The 19398-nt window shown below is 47.2% G+C and carries 17 protein-coding genes; all 17 read right to left on the bottom strand.

The annotated features are described in order from the left end of the window. Positions 1-69: 69 nt before the first annotated feature. The 17 genes from pulA to ACERC8_RS05855 all read right to left on the bottom strand — a co-directional run bounded on the left by pulA (position 70) and on the right by ACERC8_RS05855 (position 19389). Entirely contained in the window at positions 70-2388 is a 2319-nt protein-coding gene (gene pulA / locus ACERC8_RS05935; RefSeq protein WP_373658979.1) for a type I pullulanase, read from the bottom strand. Between the two features lie 21 nt (positions 2389-2409). Further along, positions 2410-3432, bottom strand: a complete 1023-nt coding sequence (locus ACERC8_RS05930) for a diacylglycerol kinase family lipid kinase (protein ID WP_373658978.1) — start codon at positions 3430-3432, stop codon at positions 2410-2412. 11 nt (positions 3433-3443) lie between these two features. After that, positions 3444-5402, bottom strand: coding sequence for an NAD-dependent DNA ligase LigA (gene ligA, locus ACERC8_RS05925; protein WP_373658977.1), 1959 nt, complete (start codon positions 5400-5402; stop codon positions 3444-3446). 80 nt (positions 5403-5482) lie between these two features. Then, a complete protein-coding gene (gene nt5e / locus ACERC8_RS05920; protein ID WP_373658976.1) occupies positions 5483-7453 on the bottom strand; it encodes a cell surface ecto-5'-nucleotidase Nt5e in 1971 nt (656 codons plus the stop codon). Positions 7454-7552: 99 nt separating this feature from the next. After that, complete coding sequence (gene ung / locus ACERC8_RS05915; protein WP_373658975.1) at positions 7553-8206, bottom strand: uracil-DNA glycosylase; 654 nt, start codon at positions 8204-8206, stop codon at positions 7553-7555. 69 nt (positions 8207-8275) lie between these two features. Continuing rightward, on the bottom strand, positions 8276-8947 hold the full coding sequence (locus ACERC8_RS05910) for an amino acid ABC transporter permease (RefSeq protein WP_373658974.1): 672 nt from the start codon (positions 8945-8947) through the stop codon (positions 8276-8278). A gap of 673 nt (positions 8948-9620) precedes the next feature. Further along, positions 9621-10484, bottom strand: a complete 864-nt coding sequence (locus ACERC8_RS05905; RefSeq protein ID WP_373658973.1) for a transporter substrate-binding domain-containing protein — start codon at positions 10482-10484, stop codon at positions 9621-9623. Between the two features lie 108 nt (positions 10485-10592). After that, complete coding sequence (locus ACERC8_RS05900) at positions 10593-12083, bottom strand: amidase (RefSeq protein ID WP_373658972.1); 1491 nt, start codon at positions 12081-12083, stop codon at positions 10593-10595. Between the two features lie 391 nt (positions 12084-12474). Beyond that, positions 12475-13341 carry a homoserine kinase gene (thrB, locus tag ACERC8_RS05895; RefSeq protein ID WP_373658971.1) on the bottom strand — a complete coding sequence of 289 codons (867 nt, stop codon included), beginning with the start codon at positions 13339-13341 and terminating at the stop codon, positions 12475-12477. A 1-nt stretch (position 13342) separates the two neighbouring features. Beyond that, on the bottom strand, positions 13343-14626 hold the full coding sequence (locus tag ACERC8_RS05890) for a homoserine dehydrogenase (RefSeq protein ID WP_373658969.1): 1284 nt from the start codon (positions 14624-14626) through the stop codon (positions 13343-13345). 276 nt (positions 14627-14902) lie between these two features. Further along, entirely contained in the window at positions 14903-15676 is a 774-nt protein-coding gene (locus ACERC8_RS05885) for an alpha/beta hydrolase (RefSeq protein ID WP_373658968.1), read from the bottom strand. Between the two features lies 1 nt (position 15677). After that, positions 15678-16199, bottom strand: a complete 522-nt coding sequence (locus tag ACERC8_RS05880; protein ID WP_373658967.1) for an N-acetyltransferase family protein — start codon at positions 16197-16199, stop codon at positions 15678-15680. Beyond that, on the bottom strand, positions 16200-16574 hold the full coding sequence (locus ACERC8_RS05875) for a DUF1722 domain-containing protein (protein WP_373658966.1): 375 nt from the start codon (positions 16572-16574) through the stop codon (positions 16200-16202). After that, a complete protein-coding gene (locus tag ACERC8_RS05870) occupies positions 16571-16897 on the bottom strand; it encodes a hypothetical protein (RefSeq protein WP_373658965.1) in 327 nt (108 codons plus the stop codon). The genes ACERC8_RS05875 and ACERC8_RS05870 overlap by 4 nt, the downstream gene beginning before the upstream one ends. Before the next feature lie 9 nt (positions 16898-16906). Next, positions 16907-17620 carry a pseudouridine synthase gene (locus ACERC8_RS05865; protein ID WP_373658964.1) on the bottom strand — a complete coding sequence of 238 codons (714 nt, stop codon included), beginning with the start codon at positions 17618-17620 and terminating at the stop codon, positions 16907-16909. A 3-nt stretch (positions 17621-17623) separates the two neighbouring features. Continuing rightward, complete coding sequence (locus ACERC8_RS05860) at positions 17624-18529, bottom strand: YihY/virulence factor BrkB family protein (protein ID WP_373658962.1); 906 nt, start codon at positions 18527-18529, stop codon at positions 17624-17626. Beyond that, complete coding sequence (locus ACERC8_RS05855; RefSeq protein ID WP_373658961.1) at positions 18529-19389, bottom strand: methionyl aminopeptidase; 861 nt, start codon at positions 19387-19389, stop codon at positions 18529-18531. The genes ACERC8_RS05860 and ACERC8_RS05855 overlap by 1 nt, the downstream gene beginning before the upstream one ends. Positions 19390-19398: the final 9 nt, after the last annotated feature.

Here is a 19398-nt window from a genome sequence, read left to right as displayed (position 1 = left end):
AATCCCTCCTTTTTATGTCAAACGTTTGACATTATTCTAAAAAACAAAAACCAACCCTTAAAAAAAGGATTAGTTTTGATTGTCAAGGACCAGATAAGTCAACGGTTCCAATTCTAAATGAGTTAAACGGAAACGTTTACTATTTGTTCCTATTATAGCACAGTTCTCGATACTTGTCATCTGTATTTCGAGATTTTTTCCACTATTATTGAAAAATATTTTGTAATTTTTTTCTCCGCTTACTGAAAATTCTATAATTCCCGAACCTTTATCAGCAAAATTAACAAAAGTCTTCTGGCGAATCTCCTCAAAGGTCGGAGATGAAAAAGCACTGTCCGTCGTTTTCAGAACAATCAAGTTCCTTAACCGTTCAACCATCTCTTTGTTAGTCGTCACCAAATCCCAATCCACCTGATTGACTTCATCAGGAGCATTGTAAGAATTCATGGCCCGCTCTCGGTCATCCTGAGTCAATTGACCATTTTCCCCTGTCGGATAAAGTTTTGTTCGTCCAAACTCCTGCCCCAGTTGAACAAAGCACATGCCCTGCAGGAGCAGATTGAGGGCATTGGCAACTTCGATGCGCCTGAGATGAATTTCCTCGTCATCATCTGGGTGCAAGTGCCAAAAAAGGTCATTAAGGTTGTAGTTGTCATGGGCTTCGATATAGTTGAGAACCTGATGTGGTGTGAGATAGCCATTAAGCTCATCACTGCCGAGAATACTTCTAGCCACAACATCTTCTGTCGCAGCCCCTGAAACAAGACCACGTTTGAAATCACCATAGACTTCTGCCCCTTTGATGGCATCACGTTGGTCGTCGTTGAAAAATCCGACCCCAGGCATCAGGTGAGCATTGGCTTTTTTAGCCTTAGCCTCTGGAATCAAGCCTGTCCCCATGTCCCACCCCTCACCATAGAGGAGAATCCGAGGGTCAACTTCATCAACAGCTTGGCGAATGACATTCATGGTCTCCACATCGTGCAGTCCCATGAGATCAAATCGAAAACCGTCTACCCCATATTCCTTTATCCAGTAGAGGATGGAGTCAATCATGTACTTGCGGAACATTTCCTTGTCACTCGCCGTCTCGTTCCCACAGCCTGATCCATTGTGGAAAGACCCATTTGCCGTCATGCGGTAATAATAATCAGGCACTGTCAGCTGAAAGGCTGAATCACGGTTGGAGTAGGTATGGTTGTAAACCACATCTAAAATCACCCCAATTCCTGCCTCATGGTAGGCTTGGATAACTTGCTTGAGCTCTAAAATTCGAGTAGCTGGATTGTGCGGGTTGCTGGCAAAAGAAGCCTCTGGGACATTGTAATTTTCAGGGTCGTAGCCCCAGTTATAGGCATAGTTCCCCTCGTCATCAAAAGTCTGGTGGTGATCAAAGACTGGTTGAAGCTGGATATAGTTTACCCCCAGAGACGTCACATAATCAAAGCCTGTCTTATCCCCATACTGGTTAATCGTTCCTTTTTCGATAGCCCCTAAGTACTTCCCTCGATGTTCTGGAGAAATACCAGAGGTAGGGGACTTCGAAAAATCACGGATATGCATTTCCATGATGACGGCCTGATTAGGATTATCCAGTCGCCAAGAAGCTGCTGCACCATGAACAACCTCAAATCCTGTCGGAACTAACTCCTCAGGTGCAATCAAGACTGACCGTTTCCCATCAGCTGTTGTCGCTGTGGCATAAGGATCCCTACTGTGCTTAAAGGTTCGCTTGCGGTAGTAAATCCGGTAGCGATAAGCCTGATAGTTATGGTCACCAGGTATAGTCGCAAACCAGACACCGCAGGTGTTTTGCTGATGGTCATCCGGGCTGCTGACCTGACCTCGCTCCATCTCGAACACCTCACGGACACTAGCTCTATCCTCAGTAGACTGATAAAAAATTAGTTCAACGCGTTCAGCGGTCGGTGCCCAGAGGCGAAACTCAGCTGCATCCGGACTATACCTAGCCCCTAACCAACCTGAGAATCCCCACTTGTGATCAAAAGCTCTGCTATTGACCGCCATATCATAGGCATGCGGCTGACGACGACCATAGTGAGGGCTAGCTACTGCTGCCTGACGGGAATAATAGACCATCTCGTCACCATCTACCAACCAAATCTCGGTCTTTTTCATACCAAACTCACGGTGAATGGCGTAGTCACTCGTTTTTTCCCCCCAGTTTTTCGTCTTTATCATCACATAGACCTTGGGGAGGAAATAAGGAGCAGGGTAGGTGAGGTTCGCGACCGCACCAAAGCTGTCAAAATGTTGAAAATGCGCTTCTTTTCCCTCTTGAAAGTCCCGCCATTGCCACAAATTGAGGTCAAAATAATTTTTATACCGACTATGAAAATGAACCGTTACACGGTTTTCTAGTACCATTTTGCTTGTTTTTATCCCCTTCTATTCTTGTTTTGGAGCCCTTTTCTCCCAGTCATCTACCTCATGACTAAACTTTTGAGCCATAGCAAGGCGTTCGAGTTCGGCAGGGCTAGCCACCATCGCCTCATCGGCAATGTCATCTGTATTGACAAAAAAGGTAATATGCTTATTTAGATTTTCCAACTTAATTGGGGCATCACCGCCATATTCGCCATCCAGGTTAATCATCATGCGTTGATCACTTGTTGGGTGAATGGTGATGGTTCTGGTTTTGATGTAAACCACACGCTTGTCCTCGATATGTTTGCCACCGTTTAAGACCAAGCGAATCAAATCTAAAATTTCCAGCAAATTAGCTGTCTTGATTAAAATCAAGGTGAAAAATCCATTATCCAGCTGAGCATCTGGTGCTAGCTGCTCAAACCCTCCAACCGAGTTGGTTAAGGCTGCAAAGATGAGAGAGACTTCCCCTTCAAAAACACCCTCATCGTGCTCAATCCGAAGAGGAATCATGGTCAATTGAGGCAATAACTCCACTCCCTTAACCAGATAGGCGAGGTAACCAAACATGGTTTTGAGTTGGCTAGGCACAGCATACGTCACCTCTGTCAAGCTACCCGCTGCAGCGATATTGATAAAATACCGCTCCCCGTAAGCTCGCCCAATATCCATCTGCAAGACCTGATTTTTACCAATCAGTTTTGCTGCTGCAACAGGATTCCCACGCGGAATTTTCAAAGCCCTAGCATAGTCATTGGTGGTGCCGGCTGGAATAATAGCAAGAGCTGGACGTTTATCTAACGGTGCAATGCCGTTGACCACTTCGTTTATCGTACCGTCCCCTCCACCAACAACAATCAAATCAAAACCTGCCAAAGCAGCTCGCTTGGCTTCTTCAAGCGCTGAATTCGCCTCTGGTTTAGTCTGAAAGGCAGACGTCTCATAGCCAAAACCTTCCAGAATCTCCAAAATTTCCGGCACTGCCTTGAGCATCAGCTCCTGACCAGAGGTCGGATTATAAATCAATCGTGCACGTTTTTGCATTTCGTTACCTCCTACAGGTTCTCGAGCCAAGCTTCATCGCGGACCGGAATACCCAGTTCTTGCGCTTTGGTTAGTTTACTCCCCGCATCTGCACCTGCAACGACAAGGCTAGTTTTCTTAGACACAGCGCCTGAGACTTTGGCGCCAAAGGCTTCTAGCTTTTCCTTAGCCTCGCTTCGGGTCAGGCGCTCCAACTTACCCGTCAAAACTACGGTTAGTCCCGACAGCTGAGCATCTGCCGCCACCCGTTGACCGAGATAAGCGAGATTAACTCCCCTCGCCTCGAACTCCGCAAGGACCTGTTTAGCGCCTTCCGTGGCAAAATAGCTGAGCAGGTTGGTGGCAATCACCCCACCTAAACCATCTATTCCAGCGATGTCATCTTCCTCAGCCGTCGCTAGCGCTTGTATACTCCCAAACTTTTCTAGGAGGAGCTTGCTGGCTTTACTGCCCACATGCCGAATGCCCAAGCCAAAAAGCAGTTTCTCTGCTGAATTATCTTTACTAGCTTGGATAGCTTCGTAGAGCTTGGTAGCTGATTTTTCCTTGACATTTGGTAAGGTCAGCAACTGGTCGATGGTCAACTGATAAAGATCAGCCACATCATGTACCAGCCCTTTGGCAAATAATTTCTCAACCACAGATGGACCTAGACCTGCGATGTTCATGGCATCACGACTGGCAAAATGTTCCAGACGAGCCTTCATCTGGCTAGGACAGAGCGGGTTGATGCATCGCAGAGCTACTTCGTCAGCGTAGTGATCCAGTTCTGCCTGACAGGAGGGGCAGGTGGTTGGAATTGCCATAGGCTCTTGCAGGGTACGTTTGCTTTCTACCACACGCAGAACAGCTGGAATGATGTCACCCGCCTTATAGACGATAACCGTATCTCCAATCCGAATATCCTTGTCCGCAATGTAGTCAACATTGTGCAAGGTCGCACGGCTGACAGTCGTTCCTGCCAACTGGACTGGGGTCAGATTGGCAGTCGGTGTCACCACACCTGTCCGACCAACGGTCCAATCCACCGACTGGATAACGGCTTCTTTTTCCTCAGCCGGAAACTTATAGGCGACAGCCCACTTGGGCGCCTTAACCGTAACCCCCAATTCCTCCTGCATGGCTAGACTGTTAACTTTGATCACAATCCCATCTATATCGTATGGAAGACTGTTCCTCTGCTCGGCTATTTCTTCAATAAATCGCCAAATTTCCGCCATATCACTAGATATGAGCGAACGATTGTTGACCGAAAAGCCCAGATGGCGCAGATTGGCTAACACCACCTCCTGACTGTCTAGGCTGATTGCCCCTGCTATCTGATAGAGGAAGGTCGCCAGCTGACGCTTGGCAACCACAGCCGTATCCAACTGACGCAAGGTCCCCGCCGCCGCATTTCGTGGATTGGCAAAGACAGGCTCGCCTGCTTCCTGCCGCTCTGTGTTGATACGGTCAAAGGCAGCCCGTGGCAAATAAGCCTCTCCCCGAACAGTCAGGTCGACGGGCTCAGGCAGAGTCAGGGGAATATCCTTAATCCGCTTGAGGTTTTCGGTGATATTCTCACCGACTGTCCCATCACCACGTGTCGCACCCACAACGAGTTTCCCTGCCTCGTAAGTCAGCGAAATTGACAGCCCATCAATCTTTAGCTCTGCCAGATAGGTCGCTTGTGGGAACTCCGCCTTTACTCGACGGTCAAATGCTTCTAACTCCTCTAAAGAAAAGACATCTTGTAAGGAAAAGAGGGGATAGGCGTGCTGGTGTTTGTCAAAACCTGCCAAAACCACACCACCCACACGATGGGTTGGGCTATCAAATAAGACAAACTCAGGATAAGCAGTCTCTAACTCAACCAGCTGACGATAGAGCTGATCATACTCACTGTCGGACACACTGGGATTATCCAAGGTATAGTACTCATAAGCATAGCGGTTGAGTTGCTCAACCAAGGTTTTCATCTGTTCTTGCATAGGACTATTATACCATACAAAGTGCATCAGTGAACATGACAAAACACTAGACTGGCATCACCAATCTAGTGTTTATTAGCTTATTTAGAGCGTCTTCTCAAACCAGCCAATCCTAGAGCTGCAACAAGGGCTGCACTTCCGAGAAGAGCAACGCCTGAGCCTTGCTCTCCTGTATTTGGCAAGCTTGGTTTGCTAGAGTTTATTGGAGTTTGCGCTGACACTGATGATGCTGTCGGCTGGTTTGTCTGGATTTCAGCTGTTGGGGTAGACGTTGTCGGTTGGCTAGTTACTGGCGGAGTTGTTTTACCTGGATAATCGTTCTTGTCTTCTAGATTCGTCTCAGCTAGAAGCTCTACATAATCTACAAAACCATCGCCATCGGTATCCAGGTCTTTTTTAACAGAAACGAGACGAGTTTCTGGGTTAATCTTACCGTAGCGCTCTTCTGAAATTTCAGTTTTTCTGAGGAAATCGGAGAGCACGCTATCCATGCTTGGCCCTTCTTCGCGTTTACCGCCGAGCATGTTGTAGCCATCACCACCTGCTGCTAGGAAATCGTTGGTTGCTAGGTAGTAGGTCTTGGTTAAATCCAAGTCCTGATAGCTGTCAGTTACCTTGTCATAAATTTTAATGCCTAAAATCCGTTCCTCCGCAGGTAGATTGGTATCATAGACGACGTATGCCCCAGACACATGGAGGAAGCCACCGCTAGCTTCAAGTAAGGGATTGCCATTGCTATCAAGAACCGGCTGACCGTCCTTTTGCTGTGTGATAGAACCCAATGACTTGGTAAACATGTCTTTAATCTGCTGACCAGTCACTTCGATCTGGGAAATAATGTTACCAAATGGCAAAACAGCAATAATATCACCCTTGGTCACTGGTTTATCCTTAGCGATGGTCGCACGAAGGCCACCACCATTTGTCACTGCTAAATGAGTCGGATGACTGAACCCTGTTTGACCGTAGTCCCAAAGGGCATCAGCAACCAAATTCCCCAAATTGGTTTCACGAACGCGAACATTTTCGCGGTCGCCATTAAGCTCAACAGGGCTATTGTCCAGAACAACAACAGCGTTCTCTGCATCGTATTTTGCTTTGATGGCAGCTACCTTTTCAGCAATAGCTGAGTTAGCTGTTAAAGCTTTGCCGTCTTTCATCGTAATAAGACCAGCTTCTACACCTGCTTGAGAAAGCGTGATTTTACCAATATTATTAAGGTAGCTTCCTGTCTGCGTGTAGGTCACATTAGTGCCATATTTGGCTTGAGAAACAGTATGTGAGTGCCCGTCAATGACAATCACCCGCTTATTTTTCAAGAGTTCGTTAGCTGCTAAGGCTTCTGCTAGGGTACTGCCCTGCCATGCCACAGGAGTTGTGCTATCAATCCCCAAGTGGGCTAGGATAACGTAGTTGTTATAGGACTGGCGTGCCTCAATCTCAGTGATAACATTGTTCACTTCTGTAATCGGATCACGAAACTCAACGCCGTTAACGTTATTTGGATGGGTTTTAGTTGATGTTTCAGGTGTGGTCACACCGATAACGACAAACTCATCACCAGAGACGTCAGGTGTCTTGTCAACAATCGTGGACGCTTCAAACAGACGAGCACCATTGACATAAGTGTTGGCACTGAGAAGCGGGAAGTTCAGAGATTGTTTATACTTTTCAGCCTGTTCCAAACTAAAGTCAAACTCGTGGTTCCCAACTGCCATCGCATCATAGCCGATGTCGTTCATGAGCTCAGCCATGTCCTCACCCTTAGTCGAGTTAGAAATCGGTAGACCTTGGAAAGCATCACCAGCATCTAAGACTAAAGTCGGTCCTTCTTGACGGGCTTCTTCCACTGCTGTCGCAAGCTTGGCCATACCAATCACATCACGTCCTTCCTCAATTCGACCATGAATGTCGTTGGTGTGAAGAATGGTAACCTGGTCAGATGATGGCTGACTTCCAGCTGTCTCCTCTGCCTGAACTGTTGTGGACAAGATTGTCGCAGACAAAAAGAGACCAGACAATGTTGGCAATAGCAACGATGTTTTCTTCATCATATCCTCCAATAATAAAAACGTTTCACACTTTTTATTATACAGGAATATCGTTCAAGAATAAAGTAATAATAGTTTATTTTTACAAAATATTCGTCTTTAACGGAGCCAATCAATTTCTAGCAAGCCCCGACTAGTCAAAAATGCATTTGCCTTTGAAAAAGGACGGCTGCCAAAAAAACCACGATAAGCCGATAAGGGGCTAGGGTGGGCTGATTCTAACACCAAATGCTGAGGGTTAGTCACCAGTGCTTTTTTCTTTCGTGCATAAGATCCCCAGAGGATAAAAACAACTGGTTGCGCTTGCTGATTAACCACCCGGATAACCGCATCTGTAAAGGTCTCCCAGATAAGACCAGCATGCCCATTGGCCTGACCAGCAGGCACCGTCAAACAGGCGTTTAAGAGCAAAACCCCCTGCTCAGCCCATGGTGTCAAATCATGATGAGACCGCTCACCCAAATCGTCAGCTAGCTCCTTGAGGATATTTTGGAGAGATGGCGGAGCAGGCAGGTCATTAGGAACAGAAAAAGACAAGCCCTGCGCTTGCATGGGGCCGTGATAGGGATCCTGACCTAAAATAACCACCTTGACTTCTTCTAAGGCTGTTGTTTGCAGGGCAGCAAAGACCTTATCCTTTGGCGGATAGACTGTTCCCTGTGCATAAACGTCATTTAAAAAATGATTGATGTTGGCAAAATACCCCTCAGGTAGCTCTGACTTAATCAAGTCATGCCATGTTGAATGTGCCATGTTTCGACCTCTTTTTTTGGCTTTATTGTACAGGACTTAACCTAAAAAATCAAACCATCCTTGAACCAGTTAATAGACCTGTAGCCGCTTTTCCAGCTCTGCTTGCCCCAAAGCATAGAGGGTACAAATCACCCAATAAATCAGCGACACACAAATATAAACGGTCATGTAGTCCCACCTGGCTCCACCGACGATTTTTGCCTTTTGAAACATCTCTGGAACACTGATCATGGCGGTAATGGCTGTACTTTTAACCATGTCCAATAAGACATTACTCAACGGCGGTAAGGCAATCCTAAACGCCTGGGGAATAATCACCTTACGGTAGATGCTAGCGATGGGTAACCCTAGAGCACGTGCCGCCTCCCATTGCCCCTTGTCAACCGCCTGCAAGGAGGAGCGAATTATTTCTGAAATGTAAGCACTAGACATGATGCTAAAAGCCAAAATGCTAGAGGTTACCGCATCAAATTTTATCCCAACATAAGGTAGACCAAAATAAATCAAAAAGAGAAACACCATCATAGGAATCCCCCTCATCAGGGATAAATGTGCCTGCACCAGCCAGCGCAAGGGAGCAAAACGCGACAACCGAGCCACTGCCACGAAAAAGCCTAATAGTGTTCCTAAGCCAAAACCAATCAGTGATAAGCCCAAGGTCCAGGGCAAGCCCTCTAAAATTTTGGGGATAGCTTCCTTGGCCACCTCAGGGTTAAACATTGCTTCCCAGCGAATATCCATATTTTTTCTCCTTTTGATCTATTTATGCTATTGATCTCCAACACGAGAAGATGAGAGGCTAAGTCAAGCGCCAAACCTCAACTGTACTTTTCAATATGTCAGACCGCCAAGCCTGGTTCATTCACTAACAGTCAAGCCTTAACATTCATTAGACCTATCTTGAAAAAGCTCGTCTTCCACTCAACACTGCCATTTCCAAAGCTTCCTCTAGGCTTTCTATCCATCGATTCGTTCAAGGATTCACGCACGATTTGAAACATTTTGTATTTTTTGATATAATACAATTATAATATATAATAAGCACTCAAGCGATGTTAAACACATCGTCGCAAGACATTAGAAAGGATGCGCTAAGCGCAAGTGGTAACTTTTCATAGTATATAAAGTCATCTTTTTTTGGATCTGCCTTTTGATCGTTCTTTTTTCTGATAAACTTTTCAAAAAGCATACCCTTGCTTGGAAAATAGTTTTCGCTATCCTAGCAGCAATCGCTTCGATATCGTTTATGTTCTAGTAACCACTTTAAAGACCTCCTTTGGGAGGTTTTTTAGTCACCTCCTCTTAAAAAAGTTCAGCATGACCTACTAATCCATATAACGTTTAGGACTTTTCATCAAAAAAGAGCGACAGCACCGACTGCTGTCAGTCTGGTTGGCTGTCCCTCTATGATGTTTTATTTTGAAAAATCAACTACTGGCAATTTATCCGCACCCTCTTCAGGCTTAGTCAAATCAGCACCTGAATAGTATTTTTCAGACAAAGCTTTTAAAGTGCCATCAGCAATCATCTCTTCAATGATTGGATCGATTTTCTGTTTCAAGCTGTTATCAGCCTTGTTCATCACCATGGCTTGTTTGGTTGGGTTATACTTGGCTTTACCCATGGCAAGGTTAGGGAACTGTTCCTTCATCATTTCGACATAGAGCGCTTGGGTGTAGTAATCGTTTGGAATGAAATCTGTTCGACCATTCTCAACGTCGCGTAGGTAAACATCGCCTGACACGTTGTCATAAGTGACCAATTCTGCACCAAGTTTTTCTGCCAATTTCATAAAGTTGGTTCCTGCTTCACCAGCAGCTTTTTTGCCCTTCCAGTCAGACAAGTCAGCTTTTTCGATGCCTGATGACCCATCTGCACGGACAATCATCCCACTGACAGAGTATTTGTAAGGAACAGAGAGATTATACTTTTCCTCACGCTCTGGGGTACTGTCTAGATTGTTCACAAAAAGGTCAACACTACCGTTATCAACAGAAGCAAAGGATTCTGCAAAAGCCAGTTCTTGGTATTCCACCTTGATACCGAGACGCTTAGCAATTTCGTTTAATAGCTCAATTTCGTACCCTGTCAATTCGTCCTTGTCATTATGAAACGACGTCGGCCAATAGGTTCCTGGCGTTGCAACTTTAATGACACCTGCTTGTTCAATCTTTTCCCACTGGGTGGTTTCTTTAGCAGTATCAGCTGACTTGCCAGAACAAGCCACTAGAACCAGCGACAAACCGAGAGTAAATAGAGCACTTAGTTTTTTCAACATGAGTTAGCTATCTCCTATTTTTTGTTGGTAAACCTACCACGTTCTATAGATTAACACGTCAAATCACTTTTGGCAAGCGTTTTTAACCGAACAACTCACATTTCTAACCTATAACAGTTGGGCAACTGCCAGCTGTTTTATAGCACCTGTCTGATCCAACTGCTCAGCTATTGAAAGGAGCATATCCTCCCGACCCTTAGCCGCCATGAGTTGAATACCGATAGGCAAACCGTCTGATCGCTCATAGGTTGGCAGGCTGAGCGCAGGCTGTCCTGTCAGATTGGCATGCGCTGTGATTGGTGTCACGGCAAGGGCTGGCGCAAACATCTCCCAGATCAGCTCCTGCTGCTGGCTCATGGTATAGTGATCCATTTGGATTAATCGCTGACGCACCGCATCTGATGGGGTTAACTGACCGTGTAGAGGCGCCACATCAGCCACTGTCGGGGTCAACAGCACATCATAAGTCTCATGGAAGACCGCCATCTGATGACTGAACCGATCCCAGTCTTGCAGCGTTTTTGAATAGACTTGAGCTGGAATGGTCAAACCACTCCGATAAATAGCCCAGGTCATCAGTTCCATATCATCAGGCGTCACTTGCCGTCCCAGCCCCTCTTCGATCTCAGCGAACATCTGAGCAGTTTCCACGCTGTTCATCAGGTAATAAGACTGCAAGAGCGCCACCGCATCGACAGGGTAGTCGTCCAGTTCAACCACATCATGCCCCAAGTCACGCAGGGCTTGGGCGGCTTCTGCCACCGCTGCTTGGGCGGCTTCTGACAGCTGTGTTCCCACAGGAGACTGGGGAAAATAGGCGATCTTTAACGATGTCTTAATCGGCTGATAAAAGCTTTCCTGAGATAAGGTCGGCAGAGGAAATGGGCTCTCCAGCTGGCAAGTCTGCAAGTCCCAGAGCAAATTTCTGGTGTCACGAACGGATTTGGTCAGGGCAAAATGACTAGACGCTCCCTGCCATCCTCTGAAAGACGTCGGACCAACTGGCACCCGACCACGACTAGGTTTAAGTCCGATTAAGCCATTAAAACTAGCCGGAATCCGAATAGAGCCGCCGCCATCACTAGCTCCTGCTAGCGGCACAAGCCCAGCTGCCACCGCTGCTGCTGCGCCTCCGCTAGATCCGCCTGCATTTCGGGTCAACTCTCGAGGGAGATTGACTGCACCGTGTAAACTACTATCAGAGATATTTTTGAAGCCAAACTCAGGCGTATTGGTGCGACCAAGAATGACAAAACCAAGCTCCTCCAATCGTTTGACCAGGTTATCTGTGGTGCTGGCACGATAATTGGCAAAAAGCCGTGAGCCAGAAGTCGAGAGTTGCCCTGCTTGGTTTTGACCTAGGTCCTTGAGCAAGATAGGAACACCCGCAAAAGGACGGTCTGACGTCCCTTGTCGGTCTAACTGGTCAGCAATCGCTAACGCCTCCTCGTACTGGGTACTGACAACCGCATTGATGAGCGGATTGAGACGTTCTATACGCTGGATAGTCTTCTCCACCAGCTCACGCGCCGTCAGCTCTTTTTGGCGAATCAGCTCTGCCAGCCCCGTGGCATCCTGACGGATCAGCTCTTCTTCCATTCGTCTTTCTCCTTTCCTCTATCACAACATTCCGTTTCCTTAGCCATGTCCTGCAAGTCATCTTTTACATCTGGTTCAATCGCCAACTCACCCTGATTAAGCATGTCAAGTAGTTCATCAACGACCAGCCCCCATTCATCGTGGTCTAGAAAAGTCTGAAAACGGTACGTGTCCTGTTCTGACAGACTCTCACTGCAAGCCTCAAGTCAGGCTTGCAAGCGACTTTTCATGATAGCTAGCGGCATGATTTTCTTAGTGATGTGCATCTTGCATGTCACCTTGTATAACGCAACTAAAGGTTATAAAAGCACTTGGCAATGGACAAATGTCACCTTTTTTAGCAAATGGGAGGAGGTCAACTCCCGCCACAAGCAACTGCACCTTTGCTGGCTTACTTTTCTACCCTTAGCCCCTGGGTGTCGACAATCAACTGCACTAGCTCACCATCGTGACCCAAACGGTTGACCGCCTGACTGATGAGTTCTACCTTGTCTCTAGGGGCTAAAATCATGATGGTTGGACCTGCTCCTGACAGATAGACCCCGTAAGCACCAGCTGCCAGAGCAGTCGATTTGACACTGGCAAATTCTCTGACGAGACGTTGACGGTAAGGCTCATGGAAATGGTCATTTTGAATAGCCTTGCCAGCCAGCACCATATCACCTGTCAATAGGCCCGTAATAGCCATATTGGATACCGCACTGGCCGCTACTGCTTCCTTGTAAGACAAGGTCTCAGGCAAGACCCCACGGCTCTCGCTAGTCTTGAGCTCATAGCTCGGAATGTAAGCCAAGAGCGAGCAGACAGGAAAGGGTGCTACCAGATGGCTCAGTTCCCCATCCACATAAGACGCCACGACGAGATTACCAAAAATCGCTGGGGCAACGTTGTCAGGATGCCTTTCAATGCTGTTGGCTATCCGTAATTTATCCTCATCAGACAGTTGCAAGTTCCCCAGCTGATTAGCCAGTTCAATCCCCGCCACAATCACGGAACTCGATGACCCCAGCCCTCGAGCCAGAGGAATATCACTGCTCATCTTTAACCGATGTGGCAACAGGTTCTCACTCACTTCAAGCGCTGTTGTAATGAGCAAGTTGGTCTTATCAGCAGGAATCTCCTCACCCAAGTCATGCTCGATGATCCAGTTTTCTGTACCCTCTAGCACCTCAACCGTCAGGTATTTGGACACTGCCACACCAACCGAGTCAAAACCCGGTCCGATATTGGCTGAGGTCGCTGGAACGATAATCTTCATCTCACACCCCCAGTACCTTAAAGTGATTGAGCAGGGTTACTTGATCTGCTGTTGCAATTTGCGTCCGTACCCGATCCAGCTGTACTAAACTCATCTCGTGGGTGACAATCACAACACGAGCGGTCTCGCCGTCCCCTTCAGTTTGTAGCACCTGTTGGAAGGAGATGTTTTCCTTGGCAAATAGCTGAGCTAACTTAAAGAACTGACCTGCTTCATCCTTGATGGACAGAGCAAAATAGTAGGAGTTCGTCACGTCCTCAGGCTGAGCCAGATGAGTCTCTTGAGCAAAACCATTAAAAGCTGAAATCACTTGACCATTTGTGATGGCTCTGCCCAATTTGACCAAATCCGCCACGACAGACACCGCTGTCGGTTTCTGACCTGCTCCTGGTCCATAAAACATGGATTGACCGATACCGATAGACACCACAAAGACAGCGTTCATGACGCCGTTGACGCTAGCCAGCGGATGCGATTTTGGCAAGAAGGTCGGCGCCACCTCAACTGATAAGCCTGATGCTGTTTCACGCACATCACCAACCAGTTTGATGACATAGCCCAGTTGCTGAGCCATGATCACATCAGCAGGCGTGATGGTCGAAATCCCACTGTGACGAACGGTCTCAAAATCAACCGTCATGCCAAAACCAAACTGACTAAGGATAGCAGCCTTGTAGGCCGCATCTATCCCCTCGACATCGTTGGTCGGATCGCTCTCCGCATAACCCAGCTCCTGTGCAGTTGCCAGTGCCTGCTCATAAGACCAGCCTTCGTCCACCATTTTGGTTAGCATGAAGTTTGAGGTGCCGTTGAGCACCCCCAACAGACGAGTGACCTTATCAGCTGTCAGAGAGTTTGCTAGTGTCCGCAAAATCGGAATGCCACCAGCCACCGCCGCCTCATAGTAAAACCCAACCTGGTGCTGATTGGCCAGCGCCAACAGTTCCTTGCCATGCACCGCAATCAAGTCTTTATTAGCTGATACCACGTGCTTGCCTGCTGCCAATGCCTGACTGATAAAGGTTTTTGCCGGCTCAATCCGTCCCATCAACTCAACCACGATCGCAATATCTTGGTCAGTCATAATCTCTGCCACATCGGTAACAAAATGATAGTCCTGACCAGCCTCTACAAGACGTTGTTTTTCTGATTCGTCCTTAACCAGAATTTTGGAAATCTCTAGTCGTCCTCCGACAGCCTGCTCAATCTTGCTGGCATTTTCCTCCAACAAGAATGGCACACCACTGGCTACCGTTCCAAATCCTAATAGTGCAATTTTAATCACGTTTGTCCTCACTCTTTTTTCTAAATGATGTATCTTTCAAATTATAACACAAACAGGTTTACAAAAGCTAGCCGAATCACCTCGTCTTCACTCTCTTAGGGATGAAAAAACACCTGTAACAGTTTCACTATCACAAGTGTTTTTTTCAGAAAAGTCATACTCCCCTCTTGTCGACTGCTGTCCTAAAATGAAATAGCAAGAGCAAGTAGACTTAATCCTTGAGTGAATGATTTCCTTCATCGGTTTAACAGGTTTGACTAGCTGTCTGTTGCTGCTTTAGTCCAGTCGCTCTTCCATGACAAAGTCGATTGGTAGCCAGTTGAGAATGTCAACCAGATGCTTTTCCCAATAATACCAGTCGTGAGTTCCTGCGGAGTGGCTAAAAGTCACCTCTAATCCTAGCTCTCTCAAGCGGTCAACAGCCGTCAGGTTAGCCTGATAGAGAAAATCTTCCTCACCGCACCAGGCCCAGAACTGGGTCTCTTTGTCGTGCTGCTCTGCCATTGTCTCCAAAGCATAAGGAGAGGTCGTCCAGTCATCCACCTGACCAAAGACGCCCTGCCAGTAAGCGGGCTTGGCCAGCTCCTTGGCTGTAAAGTTTTCAAAGGTGAGGGCCCCAGATAGGCTAGCCGCATAACCGAAGCGGTTGGTCTTGAGAGCTAAGGCAAAGGCACCATAGCCACCCATGGATAGACCTGCGATAAAGGTCTTCTCGCGCTTGTCAGTCATATTAGGGAAGAAACGCTTGAGCACGCGCGGCAACTCCTCAGCGATGGCGGTATAGTAGGCATAACCATACTGGGTATCCGTGTACCAACCGTTGCTGGTGTTGGGCAGAACCACAATCAGATTGGTCTGACGAACCAAGCGCTCGATGTGACTGCGTTTAAGCCAGCTGTTGTGGTTGCCATTCATGCCATGCAAGAGATAGAGCACAGGAATGTCCGTCAAGTCGGGCTCATTCACTCGACTAGCATCTGGGTAGATAACATTGACGTTCCACTCCATGTCCAAAACTTGCGAAAAATACTCGATGTTAAAAACAGCCATCTTAATTGTCGTCCCTTCTCGTGTCTTTATACCGCCTAATGACAAACTCATGTCCAGCGATGAACGCCGTCTGCACCGTATCAAAAACCTCTGGTTGAAAATCCTTACGAATAGTAAGAGTATTCAAGCAATCATAGCCTAATGATGTATACAAGTCTATGGCCGCCAGATTTCTCGCCGCCACTTCAATATAAAGCGAGGCAGAGTAAGCCCTAACCTTTTCTTCCAAGAGTCTCATGACCTGACGCCCAAAACCTCGTCCCTGATAGTCAGGACGAATAAAAAAATCTTCCAGCCAATCAATAGCACCACCTCGAGCACCCAGATGGGCAAAACCAATAAGTTCTGAACCATAAGACACCAGATAAAACAAATGCCCTTGCCCTGTCCAAGTCTGATAGTGTGTTAACAGCACCTCATCGGCCACCTGTTCCTGATTATGAACCAGCCAAAACTGAGCAATCAAAGACAAAATGGCTTTCTTATCCCGCTCATTAGCCAAACGCAAACTGACCATTCCCATCTACAATCCCCCATCCTCGTAAAACTTAGAATTCACCAAATGCTTAGGCTGGTAATTCTCAATCATCTGTACCAAAAACTCACCCAACTCCTCGTAGGTCGTCTCGTCCCCAATCATTTCCTTATAGGCATCCCGCTCTTCATCATTGGCTACTTTCTTAAAATAACCCCAGATGTGCTGGTAGGCAGTCCTCAGGGTCGCCCCTGTCGGGGCAATGGCTTGCGCTTCAGCCAAGAGGCGATAAAAATCCTTTTCTTTATCTGCCGACCAGTCATTGCCCTTAAAAAGCAGGCGAATAGCATTGTAATGAGCTTGCGAGTGTCCCATGACCCAGTACTTATGATAAGCCCACTGGGCTTGAATGGATGTCATCATCTCTTCCTCCTCAACCTTAGCACACTTGCTCGCCAGATTAGTCTGGTCAACCTCAAGCAGCGCAACAACCAAAAAACAGTCGCAAACAACAAGATGAGACCTGCCCCAATCAATGCCACTTGCTCTGCTTCAATCAGCTCAGTTCGAATCAGCAAAACAGTAGCAAGAGCAAGAACAGCCAAAAGGCAGAGATGAAGCAGATAAATCACCCAAGCCAAGGCATACATTAGCCATGACAACGGTGTTGGGCGATCTGCCGCCACATCTTCGACAAAGAGTACAGATAGGTTCGCCAGCAATTCCAGAAACATCTCCAAAAACATGATAACCTCCTACACTAGCGCTAAAAGCGCTGTGACTTCGTCTGCGGTCAATCGACGATAAGCCCCCTCAGGCAGGTCATCAGGCAGGTTCAATGGTCCCATGCTGAGGCGCTTGAGACCGGTCACGGTCTTGCCACGGCTAGCCACCATGCGCTTGACCTGATGGAACTTCCCTTCTCGAATGGTAATCCGCACCCGACTGGTCTGCTCTGCCATGTCCAACAACTCCAAAACCGCCGGTAGACACTGGTGGTCACTAAGGGTAATGCCGGCCGCAAAAGCCGCCACGTCATCCTCATCCATTAGCCCATCTACATCTGCCTCATAGGTTTTGTCGACGTGTTTTTTTGGGGACAGCAGAGCGTGTGCCAGCTGTCCGTTATTGGTCAAGAGCAGGAGGCCTGTCGTATCCTTGTCCAGACGACCGACAGGAAAGACCTGCTTGTGGCGAGCAGTGTCATCCAGCAGGTCTAAAACCGTCCGTTGCTTGCTATCTTCAGTCGCTGAGATGACACCTGCAGGCTTGTTAAGCAGGTAGTAGACCAAATCCTCATAGAGCAGAGGCTCCCCTTGATAAGAGACCTGATCAGCTAACTCATCGACCTGTTCCTTGGGCGAAGTGATGACCTGACCATTGACCGTGATCAGTTTTTTCTTAAGCAAGGTCTTGACCTCTGTCCGAGAGCCCAAACCGACTTCTGTTAGAAATTTATCCAGACGCATCCCTTACTCCTTTTGCCCTGTAACCAGCTGTTTAACAGTTCCTCGTCTAGGAATCAGTTCCCCTTCGCGATAGGCCTGATAGGAAGCGTTCAAGACTGCCCCAAAAATCAAAACCTGACTAAAGAGAATAAACCACATCATAAGGGCAAAAAGTGCCACAGAACCAAGAAATCGCAAATTCTCCATCCGCATGATGGTCTGACTGACGTAAGTCCCAAAAAGGTTAGTTGTTGTTAATAAGACAAAACTGGTAAAGAGCGTTCCAGGGAGTAAATAGCGCTTTTTGGTGATCCGAATATTGGGCAAAAGATAGTACAAAATAAGAAGAGCAATCCCAAAAACAAGCCAGACCATGGGTTGCAACAAGGTCCCCAGAAGCTCATAGAGCTCTGTCACTAAAGCAAAACGCTGGTGGAGCAAATCCAGCAAACTGCGCCCAAAGGTAGACAAGACGATACCCAGAGCTAGGAAAACAATGAGAATAACACCTGACAAGAGCCCTATCAAGCGCCCCAATAGAAAATCTCGGTGCTCTTCACTGTTATCGTAGGCCTTGTTGACTGCCTTTTGCAGGAAGAAAAACCCTCTGGACATGGTCCAAAAACCAGTCGCCAAAGACAGCCAAACCAAACCTGTCAGAGGTTGATTGAAAATATTTTCCACTAAACCAGAAACAATATCATAGAGTTCCTTAGGCAACTGCTCCCGTAAAAAGGTTAGTAAATCAGCGGTATCAATGTTGAAATAAGGAAAAATATTAGCCACCAGTACCAGTAAGGGAAAAAGTGTCAATAATAAATAATAGGCAACTGCAATGCTAGACAAATCAATCTCTGCACTCTGGTAGTGACTGATAAACTTCTGAACCAGAGTGTGGGCTTTTAACGTTTGAAATCGTTCTTTTAGCATCAGTAGGTACGATCCTCACCCTGACTGGTCAAGATGCGAGGACCGTCCTTCGTAATCACAAATTGGTGCTCATACTGACAGGACAAGCCACCATCCAAGGTTTTGTGCGCCCAACCTGTCTTCATGTCCGTATCAATCTCCCAAGTGCCTGTGTTAATCATCGGTTCGATAGTCAAGACCATCCCTTCCTTGAGGCGCAGGCCTCGTCCAGCCACACCGTAGTGCGGTACCATAGGCTCTTCGTGCATAGTTGGACCGACACCGTGACCGACCAAATCACGCACCACACCGTAGCCACGTTCTTCAGCATATTGCTGAATGGCTGCGCCAATATCCCCGATACGATTGCCAACGACAGCTTGTTCCATCCCGACATAAAGACACTCCCGAGTGACTGCCATCAGGTTTTTAACCTCATCAGATACCTGACCGACCGCATAAGCCCAGCAAGAGTCTGCCAAACCGCCTTTATAGGACTGGGTGTGCTTTTTCATCTCAGCAACATTGTCAAAGTTTAGTTTGGAGACATCAAGAACGCTTTTATCCAAAGGTTCGCTCATGACCATATCAACCTTGAGCAAGTCACCTTCTTTTAGAATATAGTGACGCGGAAAAGCATGCGCAACTTCATCGTTGAGACCGCAACAGGTCGCATAAGGATAGTCCATGACATGACCGTCCACACCAATTTGCAGCGGCAATACATTTTCCGCCTTGCAACGTTTGCGAACATATTCTTCCACAGCCCACATGTCTGCTCCTGGCTTAATAATCTCACGCAGACCGATATGAATGCTGGCTAGGAAGTCACCAGCACGATCCATGGCATCAATTTCTCGTTGGGATTTTAAAGTAATCATAAATTCTCT

The sequence above is a fragment of the Streptococcus sp. E29BA genome (genome assembly GCF_041807805.1).
In the GTDB taxonomy this organism is placed as follows: domain Bacteria; phylum Bacillota; class Bacilli; order Lactobacillales; family Streptococcaceae; genus Streptococcus; species Streptococcus entericus.
Note: the sequence above shows the minus strand (reverse complement) of the source record. Positions and strands in the feature narration are given on the sequence as shown.

Bases quoted from the DNA above. Each gene is read 5' to 3' on its own strand.
- pulA (WP_373658979.1), bottom strand. From the start codon at position 2,388: ATGGTACTAGAAAACCGTGTAACGGTTCATTTTCATAGTCGGTATAAA.
- ACERC8_RS05930 (WP_373658978.1), bottom strand. From the start codon at position 3,432: ATGCAAAAACGTGCACGATTGATTTATAATCCGACCTCTGGTCAGGAG.
- ligA (WP_373658977.1), bottom strand. From the start codon at position 5,402: ATGCAAGAACAGATGAAAACCTTGGTTGAGCAACTCAACCGCTATGCT.
- nt5e (WP_373658976.1), bottom strand. From the start codon at position 7,453: ATGAAGAAAACATCGTTGCTATTGCCAACATTGTCTGGTCTCTTTTTG.
- ung (WP_373658975.1), bottom strand. From the start codon at position 8,206: ATGGCACATTCAACATGGCATGACTTGATTAAGTCAGAGCTACCTGAG.
- ACERC8_RS05910 (WP_373658974.1), bottom strand. From the start codon at position 8,947: ATGGATATTCGCTGGGAAGCAATGTTTAACCCTGAGGTGGCCAAGGAA.
- ACERC8_RS05905 (WP_373658973.1), bottom strand. From the start codon at position 10,484: ATGTTGAAAAAACTAAGTGCTCTATTTACTCTCGGTTTGTCGCTGGTT.
- ACERC8_RS05900 (WP_373658972.1), bottom strand. From the start codon at position 12,083: ATGGAAGAAGAGCTGATCCGTCAGGATGCCACGGGGCTGGCAGAGCTG.
- thrB (WP_373658971.1), bottom strand. From the start codon at position 13,341: ATGAAGATTATCGTTCCAGCGACCTCAGCCAATATCGGACCGGGTTTT.
- ACERC8_RS05885 (WP_373658968.1), bottom strand. From the start codon at position 15,676: ATGGCTGTTTTTAACATCGAGTATTTTTCGCAAGTTTTGGACATGGAG.
- ACERC8_RS05880 (WP_373658967.1), bottom strand. From the start codon at position 16,199: ATGGGAATGGTCAGTTTGCGTTTGGCTAATGAGCGGGATAAGAAAGCC.
- ACERC8_RS05875 (WP_373658966.1), bottom strand. From the start codon at position 16,574: ATGATGACATCCATTCAAGCCCAGTGGGCTTATCATAAGTACTGGGTC.
- ACERC8_RS05870 (WP_373658965.1), bottom strand. From the start codon at position 16,897: ATGTTTTTGGAGATGTTTCTGGAATTGCTGGCGAACCTATCTGTACTC.
- ACERC8_RS05865 (WP_373658964.1), bottom strand. From the start codon at position 17,620: ATGCGTCTGGATAAATTTCTAACAGAAGTCGGTTTGGGCTCTCGGACA.
- ACERC8_RS05860 (WP_373658962.1), bottom strand. From the start codon at position 18,529: ATGCTAAAAGAACGATTTCAAACGTTAAAAGCCCACACTCTGGTTCAG.
- ACERC8_RS05855 (WP_373658961.1), bottom strand. From the start codon at position 19,389: ATGATTACTTTAAAATCCCAACGAGAAATTGATGCCATGGATCGTGCT.